Origin of the sequence: Chitinophaga sancti (assembly GCF_034087045.1) — a bacterium.
Lineage (GTDB): Bacteria > Bacteroidota > Bacteroidia > Chitinophagales > Chitinophagaceae > Chitinophaga > Chitinophaga sancti_B.
In genome coordinates this window covers 2,546,284-2,569,818 of record NZ_CP139247.1, presented here as the reverse complement: position 1 = coordinate 2,569,818, position 23,535 = coordinate 2,546,284, and the positions used below count along the sequence as shown (strand labels likewise).

The 23,535-nt window shown below is 45.5% G+C and carries 23 protein-coding genes; all 23 read right to left on the bottom strand.

The window, feature by feature from the left end:
- Positions 1-8: 8 nt before the first annotated feature.
- The 23 genes from SIO70_RS10775 to SIO70_RS10665 all read right to left on the bottom strand — a co-directional run bounded on the left by SIO70_RS10775 (position 9) and on the right by SIO70_RS10665 (position 23,517).
- A complete protein-coding gene (locus tag SIO70_RS10775; RefSeq protein WP_320580872.1) occupies positions 9-1,517 on the bottom strand; it encodes an NAD(P)/FAD-dependent oxidoreductase in 1,509 nt (502 codons plus the stop codon).
- Positions 1,504-5,358, bottom strand: coding sequence for a 1-acyl-sn-glycerol-3-phosphate acyltransferase (locus SIO70_RS10770; protein ID WP_320580871.1), 3,855 nt, complete (start codon positions 5,356-5,358; stop codon positions 1,504-1,506). Before SIO70_RS10770 ends, SIO70_RS10775 begins: the two co-directional genes overlap by 14 nt.
- A 15-nt stretch (positions 5,359-5,373) precedes the next feature.
- Positions 5,374-6,579 (bottom strand): DUF2062 domain-containing protein, encoded by a 1,206-nt coding sequence (locus SIO70_RS10765; RefSeq protein WP_320580870.1) that lies wholly within the window; start codon positions 6,577-6,579, stop codon positions 5,374-5,376.
- Positions 6,576-6,947, bottom strand: coding sequence for a 3-hydroxyacyl-ACP dehydratase (locus tag SIO70_RS10760; RefSeq protein ID WP_320580869.1), 372 nt, complete (start codon positions 6,945-6,947; stop codon positions 6,576-6,578). Before SIO70_RS10760 ends, SIO70_RS10765 begins: the two co-directional genes overlap by 4 nt.
- Positions 6,947-7,567 (bottom strand): hypothetical protein, encoded by a 621-nt coding sequence (locus SIO70_RS10755; RefSeq protein ID WP_320580868.1) that lies wholly within the window; start codon positions 7,565-7,567, stop codon positions 6,947-6,949. Before SIO70_RS10755 ends, SIO70_RS10760 begins: the two co-directional genes overlap by 1 nt.
- Complete coding sequence (locus SIO70_RS10750) at positions 7,545-8,183, bottom strand: outer membrane lipoprotein carrier protein LolA (protein ID WP_320580867.1); 639 nt, start codon at positions 8,181-8,183, stop codon at positions 7,545-7,547. The genes SIO70_RS10755 and SIO70_RS10750 overlap by 23 nt, the downstream gene beginning before the upstream one ends.
- Entirely contained in the window at positions 8,176-8,937 is a 762-nt protein-coding gene (locus SIO70_RS10745; protein ID WP_320580866.1) for a polysaccharide deacetylase family protein, read from the bottom strand. Before SIO70_RS10745 ends, SIO70_RS10750 begins: the two co-directional genes overlap by 8 nt.
- On the bottom strand, positions 8,931-9,950 hold the full coding sequence (locus SIO70_RS10740; protein WP_320580865.1) for a beta-ketoacyl synthase chain length factor: 1,020 nt from the start codon (positions 9,948-9,950) through the stop codon (positions 8,931-8,933). Before SIO70_RS10740 ends, SIO70_RS10745 begins: the two co-directional genes overlap by 7 nt.
- A 5-nt stretch (positions 9,951-9,955) precedes the next feature.
- Positions 9,956-11,164: a beta-ketoacyl-[acyl-carrier-protein] synthase family protein gene (locus SIO70_RS10735; RefSeq protein ID WP_320580864.1), complete on the bottom strand. Its 1,209-nt coding sequence runs from the start codon at positions 11,162-11,164 to the stop codon at positions 9,956-9,958.
- A 3-nt stretch (positions 11,165-11,167) separates the two neighbouring features.
- Positions 11,168-11,431: a phosphopantetheine-binding protein gene (locus tag SIO70_RS10730; protein WP_083721357.1), complete on the bottom strand. Its 264-nt coding sequence runs from the start codon at positions 11,429-11,431 to the stop codon at positions 11,168-11,170.
- Between the two features lie 51 nt (positions 11,432-11,482).
- The gene (locus tag SIO70_RS10725) at positions 11,483-12,043 is read right to left on the bottom strand and encodes a hypothetical protein (protein ID WP_320580863.1); all 561 of its coding nucleotides are present in this window, start codon (positions 12,041-12,043) and stop codon (positions 11,483-11,485) included.
- Between the two features lie 20 nt (positions 12,044-12,063).
- Complete coding sequence (locus SIO70_RS10720) at positions 12,064-13,320, bottom strand: NAD(P)/FAD-dependent oxidoreductase (protein ID WP_320580862.1); 1,257 nt, start codon at positions 13,318-13,320, stop codon at positions 12,064-12,066.
- On the bottom strand, positions 13,317-14,384 hold the full coding sequence (locus SIO70_RS10715) for a methyltransferase (RefSeq protein WP_320580861.1): 1,068 nt from the start codon (positions 14,382-14,384) through the stop codon (positions 13,317-13,319). Before SIO70_RS10715 ends, SIO70_RS10720 begins: the two co-directional genes overlap by 4 nt.
- 13 nt (positions 14,385-14,397) lie before the next feature.
- Positions 14,398-15,501 carry a beta-ketoacyl-[acyl-carrier-protein] synthase family protein gene (locus SIO70_RS10710; protein WP_320580860.1) on the bottom strand — a complete coding sequence of 368 codons (1,104 nt, stop codon included), beginning with the start codon at positions 15,499-15,501 and terminating at the stop codon, positions 14,398-14,400.
- A 10-nt stretch (positions 15,502-15,511) separates the two neighbouring features.
- Positions 15,512-15,949, bottom strand: a complete 438-nt coding sequence (locus SIO70_RS10705; RefSeq protein ID WP_320580859.1) for an acyl-CoA thioesterase — start codon at positions 15,947-15,949, stop codon at positions 15,512-15,514.
- Between the two features lie 16 nt (positions 15,950-15,965).
- Positions 15,966-16,697, bottom strand: coding sequence for a hypothetical protein (locus SIO70_RS10700; protein ID WP_320580858.1), 732 nt, complete (start codon positions 16,695-16,697; stop codon positions 15,966-15,968).
- 19 nt (positions 16,698-16,716) lie between these two features.
- Complete coding sequence (locus SIO70_RS10695) at positions 16,717-17,136, bottom strand: hypothetical protein (RefSeq protein ID WP_083721351.1); 420 nt, start codon at positions 17,134-17,136, stop codon at positions 16,717-16,719.
- A 6-nt stretch (positions 17,137-17,142) separates the two neighbouring features.
- On the bottom strand, positions 17,143-18,033 hold the full coding sequence (locus SIO70_RS10690; protein ID WP_320580857.1) for a lipid A biosynthesis acyltransferase: 891 nt from the start codon (positions 18,031-18,033) through the stop codon (positions 17,143-17,145).
- Complete coding sequence (locus tag SIO70_RS10685) at positions 18,033-18,290, bottom strand: phosphopantetheine-binding protein (protein WP_083721349.1); 258 nt, start codon at positions 18,288-18,290, stop codon at positions 18,033-18,035. The genes SIO70_RS10690 and SIO70_RS10685 overlap by 1 nt, the downstream gene beginning before the upstream one ends.
- A gap of 179 nt (positions 18,291-18,469) precedes the next feature.
- Positions 18,470-19,696, bottom strand: coding sequence for a beta-ketoacyl-[acyl-carrier-protein] synthase family protein (locus tag SIO70_RS10680; protein WP_320580856.1), 1,227 nt, complete (start codon positions 19,694-19,696; stop codon positions 18,470-18,472).
- A 136-nt stretch (positions 19,697-19,832) separates the two neighbouring features.
- The gene (fabG, locus tag SIO70_RS10675) at positions 19,833-20,561 is read right to left on the bottom strand and encodes a 3-oxoacyl-ACP reductase FabG (protein ID WP_320580855.1); all 729 of its coding nucleotides are present in this window, start codon (positions 20,559-20,561) and stop codon (positions 19,833-19,835) included.
- Between the two features lie 20 nt (positions 20,562-20,581).
- Positions 20,582-22,120 carry an aromatic amino acid ammonia-lyase gene (locus SIO70_RS10670; protein ID WP_320580854.1) on the bottom strand — a complete coding sequence of 513 codons (1,539 nt, stop codon included), beginning with the start codon at positions 22,118-22,120 and terminating at the stop codon, positions 20,582-20,584.
- Positions 22,121-22,227: 107 nt separating this feature from the next.
- Complete coding sequence (locus SIO70_RS10665; RefSeq protein WP_320580853.1) at positions 22,228-23,517, bottom strand: hemolysin family protein; 1,290 nt, start codon at positions 23,515-23,517, stop codon at positions 22,228-22,230.
- Positions 23,518-23,535 lie beyond the last annotated feature (18 nt).

Here is a 23,535-nt window from a genome sequence, read left to right as displayed (position 1 = left end):
ATAATTGCTTAACTCTTATTTATCTCTTCCACGATGGTTTCAATATTTACTAACCCCGCACAGGTCAGCACCGCGCTCATCGTTACCCCCAAAATACCATGTAAGTTCAGATTTTGCCCTGTAAGATACAAATTAGGTATTCTGGTTGCTGCAGGAATCATAGACTTTAACGGTTCTCTAGCATCTTTGACCATGCCGTACATACTACCTTCCGGAATGTTCAGGTAGTCACGGTACGTAAGTGGCGTGGCCACGTACATGGAATGGATGCAGCTACGCAGGTGAGGATATTGTTCCGAGACCATATCCAGCAGCTTTTCAGCTTTCTCTTTTTTAAATTCCTGGTAACTGGCATCCCGTTCGTGTGGCTTATCGTCAGTATTGAATGTATCATGCCATTGCGCCACATCTCCGTAACGCATATAGGTCATAATAGACAGGTTATCAGCATATTCCTCGTGACCAGTACTGGCAGATACGAACATGGCGTAAGTCAGCGGCCAGTTGTCCGCAGTATAATTAATGCCATCCCATGCATTGGAAGTGGCGTGATGATATATGTTGTGATTCAGGTATGGAAAAGTATTGGGCTTCAGTACCACATTGATCATAAAGGTACCGGGTGTATTTTCCAGCGAGTTAATACGGGACTTGTAAGCATTACGCAATCCGTCACCTTTTAACATACCGATGGTACGGGCAGGGTGCAGACCGGAAATGAAATACTTCCCTCCTATTTCCTTACCGTCTTCCAGTACGATATGGCTCACCTTCCCATCCTTCTCTACGATTTCTTTTACTTCTGTATTACGAATGATGTCGCCCCCCTGTGCACGGATCGTCTTGTTCAGACTACGGGCAATGATGGAACCTCCGTCTATGCATTTCCAGGCACTTTCTATATAGCTGTGTTGTACCAGGGCGTGTACATACAACGGTGTTCTTTCAGGGAAACCGGCATAGAGCATATTATTCCCCACAAGTACATGTTGCAGACGTTCATCGTCCGTGATACTACGCAGAAATGCGCAGACCTCTTCTCCCATTGCACTTTCCTTTTCAGCAGCACTACCCATTCTCAGGTTAAAAAGTGGGAACTTGCCACATACTTCTTCCAGTTTGTTAACATAGGCATGCAGGGCATCCTTTTCTTTTGGAAAAGAAGTTAACAGTTGCTGAATAAAGTTATTACGTCCCTGGGCCATCTTGTACACCTGCGGCTCATTGCCGAAATGGATATGATCAAAACCATCCATCTCCATGCGAAGCAGCTTCATGTTGTTCAGTATACCAAGGTACCTGAACACTTTGTGAAGGGTTTGTCCATCTTCCAGGCCACCCAGATAGTGTACACCGGAATCGATAATTGCCTTGTCGCGTGAATAAGTTTGCAGACATCCACCTATCTGCCTGTTTTTTTCATATAAACAAACGCGATAACCATACTTGCCGAGGATGGCTCCGCAAACTAAACTGCCCAGGCCACTTCCGATAATTATGACATCATATTGCTGCATCTTCAGGGGGTAACTTTTTGATGATAAAAATAACATTTGAGGTATAACGCGTGTTATCAATTTTCTCCATCACGGCGCCATTAGCTGCTACAATATTGGCGATGGCTGATGAGGAAAAGAAGGACAAGGGTTTATCTTTTGTCTTGTTGAACCCAAGCAGTTTAGTAGAAAAGAATTCAGTAAGACGGGTACCTTCATGCCTTTCGGTGAGGTCACTGTCTCCATCCCTTACTATGATCACGCCACCCGGTTCCAGTTGATCGATGCACGCTGACAGTACTTTTGCCTGCTCGTCCGCCTGCAGGTAATGCAATACATCTGTGATCACAAATGCATCGTACCTGTCAAATGTATAATTGGTTACGTCTACGCATTCAAATGACAGCTGCTCTCCTCTCAGGTAGCCATGCTGTGCGGTGATGATCTTATCTTCATCATAATCGATCCCCTTAATCACTCTGTCAGGCGACATCCAGTGGAGCATATAGCTCAGGAATCCATATCCACAGCCTACATCCAGTATTCGGCCTTTCTTTGGCAGCAGCTCATCGAACAGTTCATAGTTACCTTCCAGTTTTGTTTTGATACGCATGTACCATTCCAATACCGGGCCTTTATAGATATAGTTATAGATCATCTGCTCACGATAGTAGGCAGGTGTTTCTATGGACTGACGCAGCACTTCATACTCTGCTTTGAAATAACGGCTCACCTCCTTGGTACGCGCAGCATAGTTATCACCGGGTGCAATACGGGGCAGGTATTTCACCGTGATATGCCCATCCTTGAGCAGGAAGTCATTCTTACTCATGGTGTAACCTGTGCCATGAATAATGATTGGTAGAATATCCAGCCCTAACTGTTCTGCGATATAGAAAGCACCTTTGTGGAAGCGTTTCATTTTACCATCAGGAGAACGGGTACCCTCAGGATATACTACGATAGAGTAGCCATTGTCTACCTGTTCTTTCAGTTTCTCAATACTACCTTCTGCACCATCTGCCACCGGGTAGTAATCAGCCATTCTCACCACTGCACCAAATACAGGTGAGTTCCATACCCACTTACTGGTGAGCAGCACCACATTCGGATGCAGCATAGTAGAGACCAGGATATCAAGAAATGACGTATGATTGCTGATGATGACAGCTGGCTTATCCAGCTTTTCACCCAAAGGATTAATGATCTTCTTTTTCACATTGCCCATAATGTATATTACAGACCATGTGTATTTTGACAATAAGCGATGATACAACCGCTTACCAACTTTCCTATTGAATGGATTGATACGGAGCAGGAACCATCCTATCACCGTCATAAGCAGACAACCGAATACAAAGTAAGTGAATGAGAACACTGACTTCAGCCAGCCATGCAGTGTCCACGGCGCCCTGCCTTTATTGACCCTGTTAGTAATGAGCCAGTTGAACAGGAACGGAATCAGTACCTGTGATACCAACACTACGGAGCTGATACCAATGATAGAGATCAATGCCAGCGACTTCAGGGAAGGATGTTTTGCAAAGATCATTACTCCCAGACCGATGATAGTAGTAATCGCCGACAGGAAGATGGAAGAACGGAATGAAGATAGGTTCTCTTCTTTACCCGTCTTGTATCGTTGCAATAACCCATCCATGGTAAAGATGCTGTAATCGTCACCCAAACCAAAGATGAATGTACTGAGAATAATATTCACAATATTGAACCGGATACCAAACAGCCCCATGATACCCAATATCCACACCCAGCTGATGGCCATGGGGATAAAGGTGATGATGGTGAGTTCTATACGACCGTATGAGATTAATAATGCAAAGAATACCAGCAATGAAGTCATCCAGGCAATGCTGCTGAATTCACTTTGCAATACGACTACTAAACGGTTCGTTACATATTGCTTGTCGAGAATGGTAGTATTGGGATCGTGTTCCAGCTTTTCGTAGACCGTCTTTTTCTGTGCAGGATCTACTTTCAACAGCGTTACGAGCGATATCTTACCATGCTTTTCTGTGATAAAATCGCCTAATGATCCTGTACGCAGGTTATGTAAGGTTGCATCCGGTATATGTTCGAAGTGCTGTGTGAGCCAGTGTGCAAATGGTTCGAAGGCAGCGGGTTTAAAACCTACGGCAGGGCCATGCTGCTGCAGATATGCAATGACCTGTTGTTTCTTCTCAGGTGTCCAGTAACTGTTCCATCTTTGAATACGACGTTGTTGTTCCTGATTGGAAAGTAACAATACATTCACACCAGTATACTTTTTCACAGCACCCTGTTGTTGTAACTGATTTACCTCTGGCAGCAATGCTTCGCTGCGTTGCAAGGCGGTTTCCAGGTCGGGACCTTCGGTGATCAGGTATACAGATTGTGCGGTGTAAGCATTGACCTTATTGAGGGTAGTTTCTGCTTCTTTCAGCTCAGGACGCATAAAGTTCATACGCATCATATCGCTTTCAAAAGCTACATTTTTCATAGTAAAGATGAAGATCACTGTCAACACAAGAATACCACCTACCAGCCATTTATTTTTCTCTGGTTTATAAGTAGACATCTTATCTAACCAGGTGTCATGATGAGCTACTTCTTCTCTCTTTCCTAATACAATCAGATGGGGTAAGAAAATAAGGGAGAACAATGCAGCCCCAATCAGACTGAATGCAGCAAAGATGCCCACATCCTGCAAAATAGGAGATTCTATGAACTGTAGACAAAAGAAACCACCGATCGTGGTAAAGCTACCGATCGTCATCGGTGCCGCAAGGTCATTGATCACCTCACGGATGTCGGGGAAATGTCGGTAGTGGTTAAATACATGCAGGGAGTAGTTGATCGCAATCCCCAATACGACCGCACCCACACCCAATGCAATACCAGAGATGCTACCTTGTACCAGCCAGATACAGGCCAGGGAAAATAAGCCACCGAATACTACCGGCAGCATTAGCAATACCGCTGCTCTCTTTTTACGGAAATACAATGGAATCAGTATCACAAATACAACAATGGTAATGCTCAGTGTAAGCACCAAATCCTTTTTCAACTGTATCGCATTACCTGCTGATACAGCCGTTCCTCCAAAATAAGAAGCGGTCGTAAATGAATGATGTTCCTGCAATGAATCGATCTGCGCCTGTAGTTCATCTAAGAAAACCGTATTCTTTCCCGTTGCACTGGGAGGAAACTTTGGAGTGATGAACATTAAGATGTGCTGATGGTCCTTCGTCATGATGTAACCATCATACAGCTCAAAATGGTCGTCGTATTGTAAGTGTTGTAATTTCTTGATACCCAGCCAGGACATGCCGGTAGGATCCACGCCGATCACTTTTTTCACCACCAATCCTGCCGGTGAGATCAGGGTGTTATAATTGCTTTGCAGTGATTGCTGTAAGCGCCCGGGGGTAATGAGTGAATCGATGCGTGCATAATCCTGTTCTTCCAGGAATACAGGCAGGTGATCCTGCATTACCTGCATCATATCCAGCACGGTACTATCCTGTACCTGTGCCTGGATCTGGTTCATCCAGGGAGCCAGGTGTACTTTTGCACTATCAGCCAGTTCACCGGCAAATGCAGTGAGACTATCCGGTTGTGCAGCAGCAGTGCTATCTTTTTGTGAAATAGTAATGACCAGCTTATCAGCAAAGTGTGAATCATTGAACACCTGCTGTAACTTATCGAGGGTTTTATCCTGGGGCAGAATACGGGTAATATCCTCTTCCAGCCGGATCTGCCACGCCCCTACGCCTACCAGTACAAAACTGAATAGCATACAGGCCCAGCACCATGCTTTGTGACGATCAAAGAAATTGTATATGCCTACGAATATTTTGCCCATACTGATAATGCTTAACTAAATTGGCTGGTCTTGTTTTATAGGATCGTTCCTGAATATAGAAAGTAATGCATACACTATCAATCCTGCCAGCAAGCCAGCCACGATCGAAAGCGTAATACTACCATAGAGATATTGTTCAAAATTCAGCTTCACCGTTTCAAAGCTCAGTTGCTTACTAAAGTTGATGGTCATACTGCCATTCTTCATCCAGAACTTACCTGTTGCAAAGCTGACAAAGATGATAAAAGGGATCATAGGCGGTACGCTGATATTACATGCTATCAGCACCAAAGCCTTGTTGAGTTTTAATCTCGCTGCCAGCAGGTAAGCACTCAGCAGCTGAAAACCCCATATGGGTACGATACCCAGGAACACCCCCAACGCGATGGCCGCTGCCTTCTTCGCATTGGATTCATTCCTGTTCAGAATATGATCATTCCAGATACTCTTCCAGCTCTCCTTTTTGAAGAGGTAGCGGATAAAGTCGCGTGGCTTGATATACAGAAAGGTGATCAGCACCAATACCGTGTTCAATACACTGATACGGGAAAAATCGCGCAGCGGGCGGAAGTGAGAAACCCGCTCCTCAGCTGGCGGATAATATACCTTTACAGGCGCTGAATTGATGCCTATGCCCTTCCAGGCACTGCGCACCATTACTTCTATTTCAAATTCATATTTTGTACACCAGAAGTGCATGCCCTTCATAGCATATATTGGATACAGGCGATAACCGGATTGTGTGTCCGGCATTTTCAACCCTGTTTCCACATAGAACCAGAAGTTGGAAAACTTGTTGGCAAATGTATTTTTGCCGGGCATGTTTTCCTGTTGCAAATTACGTGCACCAATCACGATGGACTTAGGATGCGTGCTCACCATTTCCAACATCACCGGCAGGTCTGAAGCAAAGTGCTGCCCATCAGCATCCATAGTGATCACATAGTCGTACCCCTGCTGCATGGCGTATTTAAAGCCTCTGCGCAGGGCAATACCTTTTCCTTGGTTCGGCGTGTACTCCACCCGTTGAATGTGCGGAAACTCATCCAGGATAACAGTAGTACTATCCGTGCTGCCATCGTTCACCACGATCACATGGTGGGTATAGGATAATACATCCTGCAGCACAGCTTTGAGTGTGCCGGCATTGTTGTAGGTAGGAATCAGTACGGCTACTTTGTGTGCCGAAAACTGATCGTTGTATATTGGCTGTTCCGTCATGAAGCGGCTACGAATGATCCCTGAAATTTCATAAATGTGAGCACATCAAACTTCAGCGAGGCTGTCACTTTGATTTCTCCTTCCTGTTCCTTGTGCTGAATAGTCACGTCCACCTGCGGGTTCGCATTTGGATCAATCATGTTCAGAAACTTCATCTGGCTGGCTTTTTTCAGCACCACCTTCTGCTGTAACCTGCCTTCCAGCAGTTCCTGGATGGTTTGCATCATCGTTACACCGGGTACCACAGGGCGCCCGGGGAAATGGCCTTCAAATACAGGATGCTGCGCATTCAGCACAATACGATAAGTGGCGCTGTCTACGGCCTCCTGTAATGTCTGTTCCAGTGTATATAATTTTCCTGCTAACATTATTTCTGTACGCGTTGTAGTGAAATATTAAATTTGAATCCCTGATGTCTGATCAGGATTGTATCCGGCACACCGTTTTTATAATCCGTGAGCCAGGCCTTTACTACCGGTTTGCGGGAAGATGATTTTTCAATCCTTTCCAGCTTTGTACAGGTAGTGTCGGTAATATAATAGTTGTTCCCTTTTGCTGTAGGAACGATTACATAGCGAAAGTTATCATCCTTCTTAACTATTGCCTGCCGTAAATCAGGATGTAATAACACCAGCTCAAAATCCCCTCTCAACGTCTTTACGACCGCCTTCTTATCCATCTTGTCCATCATGTAATGCTTGATGAACTGTCCGTCCTTAGTAAACTCAAAGTCGAAGAACTTAAAGCCCATCTCATTTGCAAACACCACCCGCTGACTGCTATCCGGCATTTGCTTGAAGAACAGTAAACCACTCAGGTGATGCTTCATCACATCTACCTGTGTGCTGTACAATGTATTGTCAAACTGTGGCCTGAACTGCGTAATGCAGGCAGGATCGCCTGTTGCCTGTCGCAGGTCTTTGTATACATTGGTACAGCTGGTCAGTATGCATAGTAGCAACAGACTATTTAGCAGCAAAAGTCGCATCCGGTATATTTACATTCAGTTGTTTGTGCAGAAAGCTGATGGTGGTATTGTCTCCACCGGCTTCGTACATCTCAATCTTATTCACAGTCAGATCTTTCTTGTCTACCAGCAGTACGATGGTCTTGAAGTACTGTGCCAGCTGTTTGTTCACTGGTGTCATTTCCAGCAGGTAACCAGCGGTGTTTTCAAGGATGGTGGTTTTAAAATCTGCATTGTCCACTACATTTCCCTGTACACAATCCACAGTGATCCTGTTGATCTGCTCGAACAGTTTGTTGCCTTTGGTAGATACATGGCTTTCTTTCTGACCATCTTTGGTTTTGATGTCTTTGCCATTCATCACCAGCAGGTAGTACGATGGAGTGGTATACTCCATTCTTACCTTATTTTCTTTTTTGAACCAGAACTTGCCTTTGGAAGTGATCTTGTCTGCCAGCATGCTCAGGTTTTTTTCCTGCACAAAATCACATTGTATAGACTGCGTCTGACGGGAGGCTGTGGCAAACTGCTGCTTAAAACCTGCTACGTCTGCTACCAGTTTGTATCCCGGATGCTGTTGGGCATTTACCTGTACCCCACCACACATCATTATCAATGCTATTATCCATCTACGCATATGCGGGTATATTTAGTAATTGATCAATTCTTTTAATAGTATATCCTTGTTCACGGATGCGCGCGATCAATGCCGGCAGTATTTCTACAGTGAGGGAGATTGAATCATGCATGAGAATGACAGCACCAGGTTTCAAACCAGATAAAATCCTGTTCATCAGTTCATCTGCTTGTTTGGCCACTGTATCCAGCGAACGGATATTCCAGCCAATAGCTGTGTATTTTCCTCTCTGTACAGCCCTGCGTACATTCGGATTTGTCACACCATAGGGCGGGCGGAAGAGGCGAGGCCTTTTGCCTGTCAACTTTTCAATAGCGGAATCTACCTGTTGCAATTCTGCCAGCATTTTCTTTGCTGGAAACAGGTCAAACCAGAAGTGATGAGAGTAGCTGTGATTCCCGATCACATGTCCTTCTGCATCTATTCTTTTCAGCAAAGCTTCCTGTCCTGCTATCCTGTTGCCAATGCAAAAGAAAGCAGCAGGTGCCTGTGCTTTGTGTAAAACATCGAGTATCTGTGGGGTAAATTTAGTGAGTGGACCATCGTCAAATGTGAGGGCCACTACTTTCTCTGCGGTCTCAGCAGCACATACTGCTTTCAGAAAAAAACCTGACTGAATCTGCATGGCGCCCCATACGAGTGCGCCTGAATAAGGAATAAACAGCAATACAAATGCCCACCATGGCAATGACAGCCATAGAAACAGTGCAATAAGTGCGATCAGGACGATATTTGTATTCCGGTGTGTCAGCATATTGATAAGAGGATCATCGAATGATGCGAGGCGTCATGATGATTGTACAACAATACCTTCTTTATCGATGTTGGCGCATTTCCCTTGAATAATACAGCAGGAGTCACTTCCTGACTGGCAATGATTCTGCTGGCCATCCAGGTACCGAATGCATTGGCAGTAGGATACTCTCCGCACAGATGTTTAAATTGCGCCACAGGCAACTCACTAAATAACTTATTCTCCACATGCTCATACCACGCATCCCCTGCCGGATCCCCGTTACGACCTGTAATAACCAGGTCTACATCTTCCTGGCTACAATTATGTGCGGCAAGGAAACCAACGATATCAGCAGCCACTTCTTGAAAAGATTCCGGTTTATACAACACAGACACTCCTTTCAGTTTCGCAATGGCATTCGGCCCCTTCTCTGTGCTCAATACAAAACAGGCGGCACCTTCACCGGAATGAGCGTGTTTAAATAAATTGAAACGGGAAAGGATATTAAAGCTGTGATTCGTCAGCTCATCCATCGCCCCAGCAAGTATGTTGGATATCTTTCCTTCGCGCAGCTGCATGATACTATCTATCAGTGCATGTTCGAAAGAAAAACCCTTGTGTACAAAAGTACTATTGTAAGCATGGCATTCCAGTAAAAGAGCTATCTGTCCAGCCACTGTATTGTGAGTAGACTGTATGAATGCCGTTGGTGTCAGCATTTCTTCGTTCTGGTTAATCATTTTGGTGAGGAACACACCTGTATCATCCAGGCAACCATACGCAGTGCCTGTGATGATGCCTTCCGGTTTGGAAATCCCCGCTTCCTGAAGACTCAGTTGTGCTGCAGCTACACCCATTTTAATGACACGGCTCATCCTGCGGATCATCTTGATGTCGATCCATTGCTTGTAATCAGGTTCTGCCGATTTGAGACGGATATTGTCGTACAAAGGCCTGGCCGATGGCAAACGCCCTTCTATCGCTGTTTCCAGCGGCGAGACACAACCCGTTCCGTTTATATAAATGTTCATAGTTCCTAACTAATTTCCTTCGAGAAGACAAGGCTGGAACAGTTTCCGCCGAATCCAAAAGAGTTTGACATGACATTGTTGATCACATTGCCTTCTGAAAATGTCGTCACCGGCGAAAAATTCAGTTCCTTCATCTGATGGCTGAACTGTGCATTGGGATAAAGATAGCCCTCTTTCACTGCCAGTGCAGCAAATACGGCTTCTATACCACCACTGGCACCCAATGTGTGACCGGTGAACGATTTGGTACTGCTGGCCGGAGGCACGGCATTCCCAAATAAACGCTGAATGGCTGTACCTTCTGACAGATCATTGTTGAGCGTACCTGTACCGTGCAGGTTGATATAGCTCATGTCCTCAGTAGTGATGCCTGCCATTTCCATCGCTTGCTGCATCGCCAGGTAGTTACCAATGCCATCAGGCGAAGAAGCCGTTTGGTGGTAAGCATCATTGGCATTGGCATAACCCGTCAGTTTACACCATGGCTGGATGTCCATCTTTTGTGCAATGGCATCGCTGACCATTACGATATAGCCGGCGCCTTCTCCAAGGTTCAGACCAGTGCGGGTATCGTCGAATGGACGACAGGCTTTCTGATCGAGGATCATGAGGGTGTTAAATCCATTGAGGGTGAAGCGGGTCAGGGCATCTGTTCCTCCTGCAATTACAACGTCGACCAGGTTGTTTTTGAGTAATCTGGCGCCATACATAATCGCATTTGCAGATGAAGAACATGCTGTACTGATAGTAGATACATGATGGCGGATGCCCAGCATATCGGCTACCAGTTCAGTGATGCTGCCACATTCGTGGTTGACTACATCGCGCAATCTGCCGGATTGGTTATCCTGCAGGTATTCGGCGAAGAAGTGTTCCGTTTTGTCCATCCCCCCTACGGTATTTGCTGAGACGAGACCTACCCGGTATTCGCGGATATTGCCCAGCTTTGCACGCTCCCATGCTTCCTTTACTGCAACGGCACTGAGTAGTGCTGTTCTGCTGATGTGGGCAGGGAGACCTGCCTTTGCAGCCAGCGTAGCGTTGTCAGCTTTTACTTCTACTACCGGAAAGCTGTCGCGATGTGTGGAGGTCAGGTATTGCATAGTGGTCATGCCCGGCTTCATTTGCCGGAAAGCCGCAATACACTCCGGTACGTTGTTACCGATACCGCAAATGACGCCACCACCTAATACCCAAACATCGTTTCCGCTCATGGTTTATTGATTTTGTTGCTGATGTGCTGTGATGAAATTGGCAATTGAGCGTACGGAATGAAAAATTTCAGGTCCCTGCTCAGGATTGGCAATACGAATACGATAATGCTGCTGCAGCAGAACGATCAGTTCCAGTGCATCGATGGAATCCAGTCCCAGTCCGTCTTTGAACAGGGGGGTATCGTCGCCGATATCCTCCGGTTTTACTTCCTGCAGGTTCAGTTGCTCTATGATCTGGGCTTTGAGTGTAGCCATCAAATTTTCCATGATATTTTTATTTTAAACGGCGTGCCCCACAGTGTGGGTCACGGAAAGAAATTATTTTTCTATCTGATGAAGAATCACTTCGTACTCACTTCCCATCACCTCTACCCATCCGCACAATACAGCACTTACCGCCCCTTCTGTCAGTAACTGTTTTGTATAATCCATGAGCAGCACTTCATCATAACGATCCGAAGTAAAGAACGCATTCTCTCCTTTGAATCCATGACGGATGCTGATCTCCCCCATTACTATATTGGCCAGCGTGTATACAAACAACGCCGGACTGGGAAATTCCTTTATTGAATCAAAATAGCGCAGGTCTGTATCCAGACTGGCGCTACGATTGGCTAATATCAATCCTACCTGCTCAGGTGCATACCCGGTAAACGGTCGGTGCTGTAACAGGACTTCTGCCGCCAGCCATCCCAGCTTGCTGAGATGATCCATCTTATGAAATTTGGGATACTGCCCTGAAAAATGATCATACGCCGCCCGCAAAAAGTCAGGCAATAGCTGATCTTCAGGTGTCTCCCAGATCACCTCATTATTCCTGTAGATCCGGTTGTTCCGGATCACCACACTTCCTGTTATATTTAGCCTGGTGCTATCCAAATCTTCGCTATTAAATGATACTATACAAGGTTTTTACCTTCTTCTTCAATCTTTTCCATCAGTTCGATGGTACGTGCCAGGCGTTGCAATCCTTTTTCATGGTTCTTTACATATGGATTGGTTTCATCCCATACATAACCTGCCAGTACCGAACATATCTGGTTTTTCATATCCTGCTGAATATTCTTTGCAAAGAAGATCTTGTCCAGGGTACCCTCATACCATGCCATTACATAAGAGCGGAAGGTGTTCACCCCCTGCATAGTGGGTTGCATGTATTCTTTTTCCCAATCTACATCTTCGCCTTTCAGCTTACGGATCACCAGTTTAGATGCCGTCTGTGCAGATACACAAGCCAAAGTTACGCCAGATGAAAAGATCGGATCAAGGAATTCGGTCACATTACCCGTTAATACAAATCCTTCTCCATAGAACTTATCTGTGGTGGCGGACCATGATTCCAGCACCCGTGGTTCAAACACCAGGTCTACGTCTTTGAAACGCTCTCTGGTATAAGGTTCTGCTGCCAGCATAGCTCGGAACTGCTCTTCTGGTGTACCTGAAAACTCATTATGGAAAGAAGGATCACTTACAAAACCTACCGAAGTATTGCCTGAACTGAATGGAATAATCCAGATCCAGGTTCCTGGGCGGTGCACCACAGCTGTAATACGGTTAGGCTCGTCATATTGCAACCTGTTTACATCCACCGTGTGGGCAAACAGTGCTTTACGAGGTTGTAAATTAGAGTTCTTTTCGAGATTGAAGAGGCGTGGAATCACACGACCATAGCCACTTCCGTCTACTATAAAACGGGCTTCGATCTCATACTGTTTACCATCTGCTTCTTCTACAGTAGTAACAGAATCGGAGCCATTAAATTCGATATTGGTCACAGTGGTATTGTAGCATACCGGCACCCCCATTGCTTCTACTGCATCTGCCAGGGCTTTATCAAAATCGGCCCTGGTTACCTGCCAGGTCCAGTCCCACCCCTTGGTAAATTGCTCTTTAAAGGTAAAATCACAGATCTTGTCGCCCTTTACGAACTTGGCGCCAAACTTCTGCTGGAATCCCTGAGCAGTAACTGCATCAATGAACTTTGCTTCTTCCAGGGCTTCCATACTACGGGGCAACAAACTCTCCCCGATCACAAAGCGGGGGAATTGTAATTTCTCGACGATTTTCACAGCATAACCTGCCTGCTTAATGATAGAAGCAGCTACAGTTCCTGAAGGGCCGGCACCAATGACCAGCACGTCTACTTTTTCTCTCATTTTTGACACTTTAAGAGGGTATAATTTAAGCCCATCTGGTTGTTTTCCTCTACGATACGCAGACCTGCATCAGCAATGCATTTAAAGAAATCGTCAGTGTGGTACATCTGACTGTTTCCATTGGCCATAGCGGTAAAGTAAAGGCTGGTCTGCTGCAGACTGAATGCTGCTGACTTAAAACGCTGCCTGTTCCAGAATGGTTCCAGGATATAAATGGTACCATTTTCGGTCAGCGCTTCACGGCAACGTTTCAGGATAGATACAATTTGCTCTTCGGAGAAGCAGTCAAGGAACTGACTCATCCAGATCGCATCAAATCCCTGTGGGAAAGGCAGGCTTTCATCCAGGATATTCGCTTCGTGGAAAGATACACGATCCGCTACACCCTCATCTTTCATCTTTTGCGCAGCAATTTCAATTTCACCTGGCAGGTCAAACATGGTCACACGAACATTGTCGTCATGTTTAGTGCATGCCAGTGTCCATTTGCCGGTATTACCGCCAATGTCAAGCAGGGTGCGTGGTTTATTGGCAAATACGATCTGTAGTGCCTGTGGAAAGGCCAGATCGGAATAATAATGGTCAAAGTCGAACCAACTCTTGCCAATTTCAGGTGGCAGGAGTGGTAAACCCGGGTAAATGGTATCCCATGGCCCCAGTTCTTTCAGGCCTGCAGGGCGGCCTTCTTCCAGACTTTCTTTCAGGTGGTTCATACCCAGGTAACAGATATCCTGTGAGAAATCCATATTGATGCGGGTCAGCCTGTCGTGTTGAATAAAGTAACCTGTCTTGGTCAGGATATACTTCTTCTCCTCACTTACAATCAGTAATTCCATACCGAGACCCGCCTCCAGCAATACACGTACAGCATAGCGAGACAGTTTTACTTTCTCTAATACTTCTTCAATCGTCAATCCCTCAGGACCACTGTTGCTGATCACTTCCAAAATGCCAAAGTCACGCAGTGCGCGGGTGGCCTGGAATGCGATCGGTGCAAATGCCAGTCTCAGGGCTGCTTCCTGTGCCTGTAGGGCTGTCTTTGTTTCTTTACTAAAAAGCTCCATGCTGTATGTATATCTATTTAGAAAATACCATCGCAGCATTACACCCTCCAAATCCCGACACTGTTTTCAGGAAATGCTGCATTGGTTTATGTGTTATCTGATTACTAACCAACACTGGCTGACTTACACCCAGTGTTTCAAATCCCAGTGTAGGTATCACTATATCCTGCTGTAGCGCCTGCATACCGATGATAGCTTCTATCAGGCCGGCGGCACCCAGGGTGTGTCCATAGTATCCTTTCAGGCTGTTCACTGGTGTTTCCAGCAAACCTGCCAGTTGTAAGGCTTTGGACTCCATCTCATCGTTGTACATTGTAGCAGTACCATGTGCGGATACAAATCCTATATCCGATGGCGTTAACCCCGTTCCTTTCAGTGCCTGCAGCATCGCATAACTCAGTTCTGCACCCGTACGGCTCGGACCAGAGATGTGATTGGCATCGTTTGTGACTGCGCCCGCACCCACACGAATGCCCATTTCGCGAACAGTCAACAGCACTGTGGCGGCTCCTTCTCCCAATGTAACCCCTTTGCGCGCTGCATCAAAAGGACGACAGGCTTCAGGACTTACTGCCTGGAATGACTGGAAACCGGATAATACAAACTTCGTCAGCACATCTGCTCCCGTTACAATTGCCTGGTCATACCTGCCAGAGAGGATCAGTCTCCTGGCGGTGAGTATCGCCAATAATCCGGAGATGCAGGCATTGCTTACTACAATCGGATCCGCCATATAACCAAAGTGAGTGGCTACCTTGCGGGCAGTATGGAACAGTTCCATCTCTGCCATCACAGGGTTTTCCTGTTCTTCCAGCAGTTCTATATTCCCCTTAGTGGTGGATACGATGAAAGCAGTACGCCCATCGTTTATATCAATATTGGTTTGGTCCAGTACCTGCTGTACAGAACGGATGAGCATCTGTTCGAAGCGTGTATGGGCAGTCATCTTCAGCTGTCCGGGTGCAAACATGGCAGCATGAAAAGGACCCGGTGAAAAGGCCGGATCATCATGCAGGCGAATGCCGCTCTGCCCATTGCATACCTGTGCAAAATTTTCAGCTGTCGTACTACCCAGCGGAGAAAAGATATTATCTGCCGCTACATACACATTCCTCATGTCCGCTCATTTATTTAGTCTGCTCGAGCTGACCATGCTCCCTTTTCCATTTCTCGAAAAAGGAAGGCAGGGTCAGTTGCAATGAATTTGTCTCAATGTCCAGAAATACCTGCATGGAACTACCGTCCGCCACCAGTTCTCCGGTGGCAGCATTGTATAGTTTATACTCAAACTTCAGTTTGGCTGCCCGGGTATTTACATAGGTGGTTTCCACAATAACACGGTCTCCGTAGCGTAAAGAGCGTTTGTAATTACAATCTACCTTTACAACCGGCACCGAATATCCGTGATTATATATATCGAGGTAACGGAACCCATACTTTTCTCCAAAGGCTTCGCGGCCGTCTTCAAAATAGCGTATGTAGTGACCATGCCATACTATTCCCAGTGGATCTGCTTCATTAAACTTTACCAGTATATTGGCCTTTTCCGTTAGTGTCGGGTACATATTTTCATCAGTTTTATCACACGGCCTTCTTGCCTTTCTTGGCGGCTTTCGGCTTCGCAGTATCAGCTTTTGGCGCTTCTGCTACCTTTTCTTCAGGAGCTGATGCAGCGGTTTTTGCCCAGTCTTTATATTTATCGGAACTAATTGTGTGCAGTACTTTGTAAACGGTATATGCCCAGTAATTACGGAAACCGAAACCCTGTGCCTTACCTGTTATTTTTTCTGTGAGCAATACTTTCTTTGTGCTCAGGTTAATCAGGGTCGCATACATCGCAGCTTCCTTGTTTGTTTTGCTCATGCCATCCATGATGAATACCAGCCCGATACCAGTCTTACCATTCAGGTTATATTCTTTTACATGTTTGCTGATATCGTCAGGTGTCAATGTGCCCAGGTCGCTCACATTATCAGTCTTCATTTTGGTCACATTCGCGTTTTCATTCACTTTGTTTACCGCATCAGGGTAATTAATGACAGCTGCATCTCTTTTGAAAGAGCCTGTTATGTCATACTTTTTAGCTTCAGTAATGATGACAGAATTAATAGGTTCAAACTTTGTGCTGATTTCAGTTGGAGTCGCAGCCTCTCCCTGAATCTTCGTCAACGAGAAGTCTACGCCCAGATAGGTTAGCGGTGTAGAAGTGTTGGCGAAAAATTCTTTTAAAGTTTGTGCATAACAGGATATACTTGCGCTACATAACAGGAACAATGTCAGGAGAAGAAAAGGTTGTTTTCTAACATGCATCATAAAGAATGGTTTTAAGTGATTAGGGGTTTATAAATATTTTGAGCTCACACTGAGCCATCACTTTTCCGTTTAACTGAACTTTGGCAGCTACCATGGTAGCATTGAACACCTGGCTCACGATCTCCGTGGTAGTTTCGATAAAGGAGCCTGCAGGTGGGAATTCAAACACTTCAAAATCTTTTACCGCACCGATAAAACCGATGGGTACGGGGGTATTTTCCTGTTGTGCTACGTAACCTACCCTGGCAGCCGCAGTCTGTGCCATATTCTCCAGCAGGCCTGGAGTTTTGAGTACACCATCTTCTACAAACAGGTTGTCCGGCGCTATCTGAAGGCCGGTACGGGTGATATTATCTTTTACTTCCAGGATACCACTGATCATCACGATCGGTGCACGCTGTGGAATATATGCTGTAATGTCGTCAGTATGGATGAACATCTTTTTTTAATTAGTTTTAGGCTGTTCCCAGAAATCGTAATAATTAAACCATTGCTCAGGATACTTTTTCACCATACCTTCCAGCTCCTGCACAAAATCCTGTACAGCCAGTTCTACCCCCTGCCGGCGCCTGCCATGATATTCATGTGGTGGCGTAGCATAGAGGTGGTAATGGGTATTGGTCTCCTTAAATGCAAAAACCAGTGATACCGGTACCCTGAAGGTGGCTGCCAGCAGGAATGGTCCTGCGGGAAAACTGGCTTCCTGCCCCATAAAGGTAGCATTCACTGTTTTGTTGCCTGCCAGAAACCGGTCCGCATGCATGCATACCAGCTCCTGATTGCTCAGCGCTTCATTGATGGCGTAAATGTGCGACAAATCATCCTTAATAACAATGATATTCACATTACGTTCTCCCGTTATACTGGATAAATAATTTTTGATCCTTTCATGCTCCCCGTCAAACATCACAATATTGATGCGGGTCTCCAACCTTGTAAACAGGTGACCTGCTACCTCCCAGTTACCCAGGTGGGCACTGAGCATGATTCCGCCCTTACCCGCTGTGGTAATTTCTCTGAGGTATTGCTCCCCTTCAAACTCAAAGGTAAATTTATTAGACAATCCGGACATGACAATGACCTTATCGATCAGTACCTGTCCGAATACATAGTAATTCCTGTACACACTCCACAATGACTTCCACCAGCCATAACCTACCTTCGTATGAAAATATTGAAAAATAGGGCGAGATGAACTATAGGAAAATAAGAAATAATATGCGGCTACAAACCTTAATAAAATGTAGGCAGGCAATACGCCTCCATAACGTAATGTCCCAATGAAGATGCTGTACCCCAGTTTATTCCCTTTCGACTTTCCCTCCCAGGAAGCCATTATACCAGTTCTTTTTGTTTAAGACGATTGGCTACGTAGTCATAAAAGTCCTGGAAGGTAACAATACCCTGGAAATCTTCAGGGTTTACCTTGAAGCCAAAATTATTCTCAATTACAACTACCAGGTCGATGTAGTCCAGGCTATCCAGATCCAGGGTAGCTTTCAGGTTAGCATCAGGCGTCAGGGAAGCCAGATCAGCCTCAAATTCCTCTACAAGGAATGCATTCGTCGTTTGTATAATCTCTTTCTTATCCATAATCAAGTGTAAACTAACTCAGATATAGGTTGTGTGTTTAAAAATTGGTTTGAAATAGTTCGCGTCACCTAATCATCTTTAGTATTCCTTTATCTGTCTGTACCCTTCTTAATGTTGTGCGTTGATCTTTGCCTCAAAGTTATAATAAATACTCTAAAGTGCTGACAGTTAACAACAAGCTATTCATTATTCCACTTGCGGACTATCAATGAACTGTTGGTTCCCCCAAATCCAAAAGAATTAGACAAAAATATATTAAAATCTTTATTAATGGTAGTATCAGCTATATTTAATCTGGCTGCTGCGCCATCGGGGTTTTCCAGGTTAATATTCGGCGCTATAAAGCCATTTTGCATCATCAGCATGGAGTATACAATCTCACTGGCGCCTGCCATCCAGCACTCATGCCCCGTCATTGATTTGGTGGAGCTCACGTGCGGTCTGCTCTCGCCAAATACCTGATCGATGGCGGCCGCTTCGCTGGCATCACCGGCAATGGTACTGGTAGCATGTGCATTGATGTATTCCACATCTGACGGTTTTAAACCAGCATCTTTCAGGGCGATTTCCAAAGAACGCACCGGCCCTTCTATAGTCGGGTTAGAGATGTGCGCACCATTTGATGAAAATCCGTAACCAATCACCTCACCCAGGATCGTTGCACCACGGCGCTGTGCCGATTCCAGACTTTCCAGTATCACAGTTGCCCCACCACCACTTGGTACCAGGCCATCTCTGTCTTTATCAAACGGACGACTGGCCTTTGCAGGGTCATTTTCCCTTACTGAAAAGGCAGCAATACCGTCGAAGTTGCCCATTGAATAAATATTGATTTCCTGTGCTCCCCCACAGATCACACAGTCCTGCATACCGTTGCGGATGAACATGTACCCTAGTCCAATAGCATGGGAGCCACTGGCACAAGCCGCACTCACACTAAAGTTGATGCCTTTCAGTTTGAAAATGGTGGCCAGGTTCATATTGATGGTAGAGTTCATGGTCTGGAATACAGAACCGGAACCTACCAGCATGGTATCTTTCTTTTCGCGCATGATGTCTGTCGCCTCTATCACTGGCTTGGAAGAGCTGTCATTACCAAACAACAACCCCACTTCCTTCTTTTCCAGGTAATCCTGATCCAGTCCCGCCATAGCCAGGGCTTCGCGGGTACTCATGTAGGCAAACTCCGCCTGCTCCGGCATCATGAGACGGGAACGGCGATCCAGCATACCTTTCAGGTCCGGACGGTCTACATAACCCGTCAGCCCTGAGCGATACCCAAACGCTTTCCGGGCAGGATCCAGGATAATACCGGACTTACCTTTATATAATGAGTCTCTTACAGCTTCCAGGTTTTTTCCAATACAGGAATAAATCCCCAATCCGGTGATCACAACTCTGTTCATGATAACAATTTTTTAGAGCAGCCTTTATGCGAAAATAAAAAAGTATACGGGGTTTCTACCCGTTTAGCAGGCTGGTTGATAATGCGTGGGTGTGTGACAGTAAGGTGCATTGATCTACAATGAATTATACTTTTTATCAGGTGTACAGACCACCATTGATGGACAGTACTTCACCTGTGATATAAGCAGATGCTTTGCCGGCAAAAAATGCCACTGCTTCTGCTACTTCCTCGGGGGTTCCGAACCTGTTCATAGGTACCTGGGCAGCCAGTTCCTTTTCATTCAGTTCGGCTGTCATATCTGTTTTGATAAAACCGGGCGCTACTGCATTCACAGTCACACCACGTTTGGCTACTTCCTGCGCCAAAGCCTTGGTAGCACCAATCACACCTGCTTTAGCTGCAGAATAATTGGTCTGACCAGGCAATCCTTTGATTCCTGATAAGGATACAATATTAATGATACGTCCGTAACGTTTCATCAACATATTGTTCAGTACCTGCTTGGTTACATAGAAAAATCCATCCAGGCTTGTGTTTACCACATTGCGCCATTGGGTGGAATTCATCCAGAACATCAGGTTATCTTCACGGATACCGGCATTGTTTACCAGTATTTCGATTTGTTTTTCTTTATTGGTTTCTACCCATCCTCCCAGTACTGCCTGTACCTCCTGCTCATTGGCTACGTCAAACTGTAAGGCTTCTCCGTTGCTTCCTTTCGCACGCACTGCTTCCAGCGTTTCATTGGCAGCAGCCTCGTTTCCTTTATAGTTGACAATCACATAGTAACCCATTTCGGCCATCTTCACACATATCGCTCTGCCTATGCCCCTGGAGCCACCTGTTATTAAAGCACATTTCATCCTTTAGTATTTTAATCCTTTTAGATATTCACTTTTGGTTCGTGCTGCTGCAGGTATTCCTTAATCCTTTTAGCATCCTTGTATTTAGGGCTGTCCTGGATAAATTTAGGGAAAATTGCCCTTACCTCCTGGTAGATCAGGTGTGAGAAGGATGACAGTTTATCCTGACAATTCAGGTAATCCACTGCCTGGAGCATCGTCATCACCTGGATAGCCAGCACTTCGAAGGTATTTTCTATTACCTTCTGGGTCAGGAGCGCTGAGTTGGTACCCATGCTCACAATATCCTGGTTATCATTATTGTTAGGAATACTATGCACATACATCGGGAATGACAGCGTCTGGTTCTCCGCTACAGTAGAAGTAGCAGTGAACTGAATACCCTGCATACCGAAGTTGAGACCCAGTTTTCCCAGGTTCATGAACGGGGGGAACTTGTGATTCAGCTTGTCGTTCATGAGGTAATTCAGCTGCCTTTCAGAGAGCATGGACAGTTTGGTGATCGCAATCTTCACCTTATCCATTTCCAGGGAGATGTAATCACCGTGGAAGTTACCACCATGGAATACATTCTGCTGATGATGATCCACTACCGGGTTGTCGCTCACGGAGTTTAGTTCCTGTACCAGGATCTGCTCAGCATGTGCCAGCGTATCGTAAACCGGACCCAGCACCTGTGGTACACAGCGCAGGGAGTAGTACTCCTGTACTTTATCTTTAAAGATTTCTTCTTCCAGTTCTTTGTAGAAGTGGTCAGGACGGTGCCTTACCATCTTACTATCTTTCAGAATGTCGCGCATAGCGGCAGCCACTTTGTTCTGACCGGCATGTTTCTTTACGGCATTCAGTTCGGCAGAAAGGTGGTCGTCAAATGCTTCCACAACCTCGTTGATCATAGCGGACAGGATCAAACTCCATCCCAGCAGTTTCTTTGCCTGGATGATGTTCACCAGACCTATACCAGTCATGGTAGAGGTACCGTTAATCACTGCCAGCCCTTCACGTACATGCACACTTATTGGCTTGATGCCGAGTTCCGCAAATACTTCGGCTGTCGGGCGCAGCTGGCCTTCATATACCACTTCTCCTTCACCGATCAGTACCAGGCCCAGGTGAGCCAACTGAACCAGGTCGCCGCTGGCACCTACTCCACCATGCTCATAAACACAGGGGGAAACGTTTTTATTGATCAGGTCTCTCAGTAATATCACCAGTTCAGGATGTACTCCGGAATGTGCCTGCATAAAACTGCTGAGACGGGCTATCATCAAACTTTTGGTCAGTACAGGATTCAGGTAGTTACCAGCTCCTGAACTATGGCTGCGTATTAGATTATATTGCAGCTGATGTGTATCGTTTTCGCTGATGCGGTATTGTGCCATAGGGCCAAAACCGGTATTGATACCATAGATCAGTTTTTTGGCGGAAAACTGCTTTAAGAATGTAAAATTCTCCTCTACCTGTTGTAAAGCCGCTGTATCAAGGGATAATTCCTCCCCATTGAACAAGATCCGGTGCACTTCTTCCAAAGAAAGCTCTTTACTTCCTAATACGACCATTGTATTGTATTAAATTAAATTATTTACTTATGTAAAAGAGAGCGCAAAATTAATAAATTCACCCAATTATCCCCCCTGGGAGTTAACTCATTTTTTTGCATTCAAGGTTATCCTTCCTCCACTTCCGGTGACGGAGCTACTACAAGTACTTTATCAATTCTGTGGGCATCCATGTCAACTATCTCAAAGGTAAATCCTCTCCACTCGAACTTCTCCCCTACTTTAGGGATGTGTTCCTGGTGGTGCAGGATAAATCCGGCCATAGTATCAAATTCCTGCTCAAACTCCGTCATCCAGCCCTCTTTGTCAAACTTGCTGAGGAAGTCATAAAACGGGATCTGGGCATCTACCAGGAAACTACCATCCTCACGTTCCACAATCTCCCAGTCATCGTTCTGACCTGTTTCAGGCATGTCGCCCACGATCGCTTCAAGGATATCGTTCAGGGTGATCATACCCAGGAAGGTACCATATTCATCTACGATAAAGGCTGCACGGCTTTGGGTTTCCTTAAATTTTTCCAATACCTGATAAGCAGAGTTGTTCTCCGGAACAAACAGGGGCTTTCTCAGAATGGTACTCAGGGAATAATTATTAGAAGCGGCAGCCATATAGAGATCCTTAATCTTAATGATACCTACAATGTGGTCTACCTGTCCTTCACATACAGGGTATACTGAGTGTGGACTGTCAAATATTTTCTTCCTCACTACCTCTTTATTATCATGGATGTCCAGCCATTCAATATCTGTACGGTGGGTCATGAGAGAGGTAATATTCCGGTCTCCGAGGTGAAAAACACGCTCGATGATCTCCTGCTCGGTTTCTTCAATCGCGTCTGATTCAGTGATCAGGGCCTTGATTTCATCTTCCGTGAGGTTATTGTCTGATGGCTTCACATTGAAGATCTTTACCAGCAGATTGGTAGAGATTCCCAGAAACCAGATAAAAGGATATGTGATTCTGGATAACAGGATCATAGGTCTGGCTACGCTCTTCGCAATACCTTCCGGACGTGCCATTCCCACCCTTTTGGGCAGCAGTTCTCCCAGCACCAGGGTCACATAGGTCACTACAACCACGATTATCGTGATGGCAATGCCATTGCTGTATGGGCTAAGCAGCGGTGATCTTGAGATAATGTCGACGAGTGTCGCTCTGAGGAAAATACCAGATAGAAGTCCAATGGCAATACTTGTTAGGGTAATGCCGACCTGTACTGTGGACAAAAACCTGTCCTGATTGTTTGCAAGCTTTAATGCTGCTTTTGCTTTTTCATCCCCTTTATTGGCAAGGTATTCCAGCCTGGCCTTCCTCGAATATTCCATAGCTATTTCTGCCATGGAGAAGAGACCGTTCAGTAAAATAAGGATGAAGATAATGACGACGACTTCCATATTAAAAGCCTAAAAATA

Excerpts from the sequence above, each read along its gene's own strand:
- SIO70_RS10775 (WP_320580872.1), bottom strand. The coding sequence starts at position 1,517 with ATGCAGCAATATGATGTCATAATTATCGGAAGTGGCCTGGGCAGTTTA.
- SIO70_RS10770 (WP_320580871.1), bottom strand. The coding sequence starts at position 5,358 with ATGGGCAAAATATTCGTAGGCATATACAATTTCTTTGATCGTCACAAA.
- SIO70_RS10765 (WP_320580870.1), bottom strand. The coding sequence starts at position 6,579 with ATGACGGAACAGCCAATATACAACGATCAGTTTTCGGCACACAAAGTA.
- SIO70_RS10760 (WP_320580869.1), bottom strand. The coding sequence starts at position 6,947 with ATGTTAGCAGGAAAATTATATACACTGGAACAGACATTACAGGAGGCC.
- SIO70_RS10755 (WP_320580868.1), bottom strand. The coding sequence starts at position 7,567 with ATGCGACTTTTGCTGCTAAATAGTCTGTTGCTACTATGCATACTGACC.
- SIO70_RS10750 (WP_320580867.1), bottom strand. The coding sequence starts at position 8,183 with ATGCGTAGATGGATAATAGCATTGATAATGATGTGTGGTGGGGTACAG.
- SIO70_RS10745 (WP_320580866.1), bottom strand. The coding sequence starts at position 8,937 with ATGCTGACACACCGGAATACAAATATCGTCCTGATCGCACTTATTGCA.
- SIO70_RS10740 (WP_320580865.1), bottom strand. The coding sequence starts at position 9,950 with ATGAACATTTATATAAACGGAACGGGTTGTGTCTCGCCGCTGGAAACA.
- SIO70_RS10735 (WP_320580864.1), bottom strand. The coding sequence starts at position 11,164 with ATGAGCGGAAACGATGTTTGGGTATTAGGTGGTGGCGTCATTTGCGGT.
- SIO70_RS10730 (WP_083721357.1), bottom strand. The coding sequence starts at position 11,431 with ATGGAAAATTTGATGGCTACACTCAAAGCCCAGATCATAGAGCAACTG.
- SIO70_RS10720 (WP_320580862.1), bottom strand. The coding sequence starts at position 13,320 with ATGAGAGAAAAAGTAGACGTGCTGGTCATTGGTGCCGGCCCTTCAGGA.
- SIO70_RS10715 (WP_320580861.1), bottom strand. The coding sequence starts at position 14,384 with ATGGAGCTTTTTAGTAAAGAAACAAAGACAGCCCTACAGGCACAGGAA.
- SIO70_RS10710 (WP_320580860.1), bottom strand. The coding sequence starts at position 15,501 with ATGAGGAATGTGTATGTAGCGGCAGATAATATCTTTTCTCCGCTGGGT.
- SIO70_RS10705 (WP_320580859.1), bottom strand. The coding sequence starts at position 15,949 with ATGTACCCGACACTAACGGAAAAGGCCAATATACTGGTAAAGTTTAAT.
- SIO70_RS10700 (WP_320580858.1), bottom strand. The coding sequence starts at position 16,697 with ATGATGCATGTTAGAAAACAACCTTTTCTTCTCCTGACATTGTTCCTG.
- SIO70_RS10695 (WP_083721351.1), bottom strand. The coding sequence starts at position 17,136 with ATGTTCATCCATACTGACGACATTACAGCATATATTCCACAGCGTGCA.
- SIO70_RS10690 (WP_320580857.1), bottom strand. The coding sequence starts at position 18,033 with ATGGCTTCCTGGGAGGGAAAGTCGAAAGGGAATAAACTGGGGTACAGC.
- SIO70_RS10685 (WP_083721349.1), bottom strand. The coding sequence starts at position 18,290 with ATGGATAAGAAAGAGATTATACAAACGACGAATGCATTCCTTGTAGAG.
- SIO70_RS10680 (WP_320580856.1), bottom strand. The coding sequence starts at position 19,696 with ATGAACAGAGTTGTGATCACCGGATTGGGGATTTATTCCTGTATTGGA.
- fabG (WP_320580855.1), bottom strand. The coding sequence starts at position 20,561 with ATGAAATGTGCTTTAATAACAGGTGGCTCCAGGGGCATAGGCAGAGCG.
- SIO70_RS10670 (WP_320580854.1), bottom strand. The coding sequence starts at position 22,120 with ATGGTCGTATTAGGAAGTAAAGAGCTTTCTTTGGAAGAAGTGCACCGG.
- SIO70_RS10665 (WP_320580853.1), bottom strand. The coding sequence starts at position 23,517 with ATGGAAGTCGTCGTCATTATCTTCATCCTTATTTTACTGAACGGTCTC.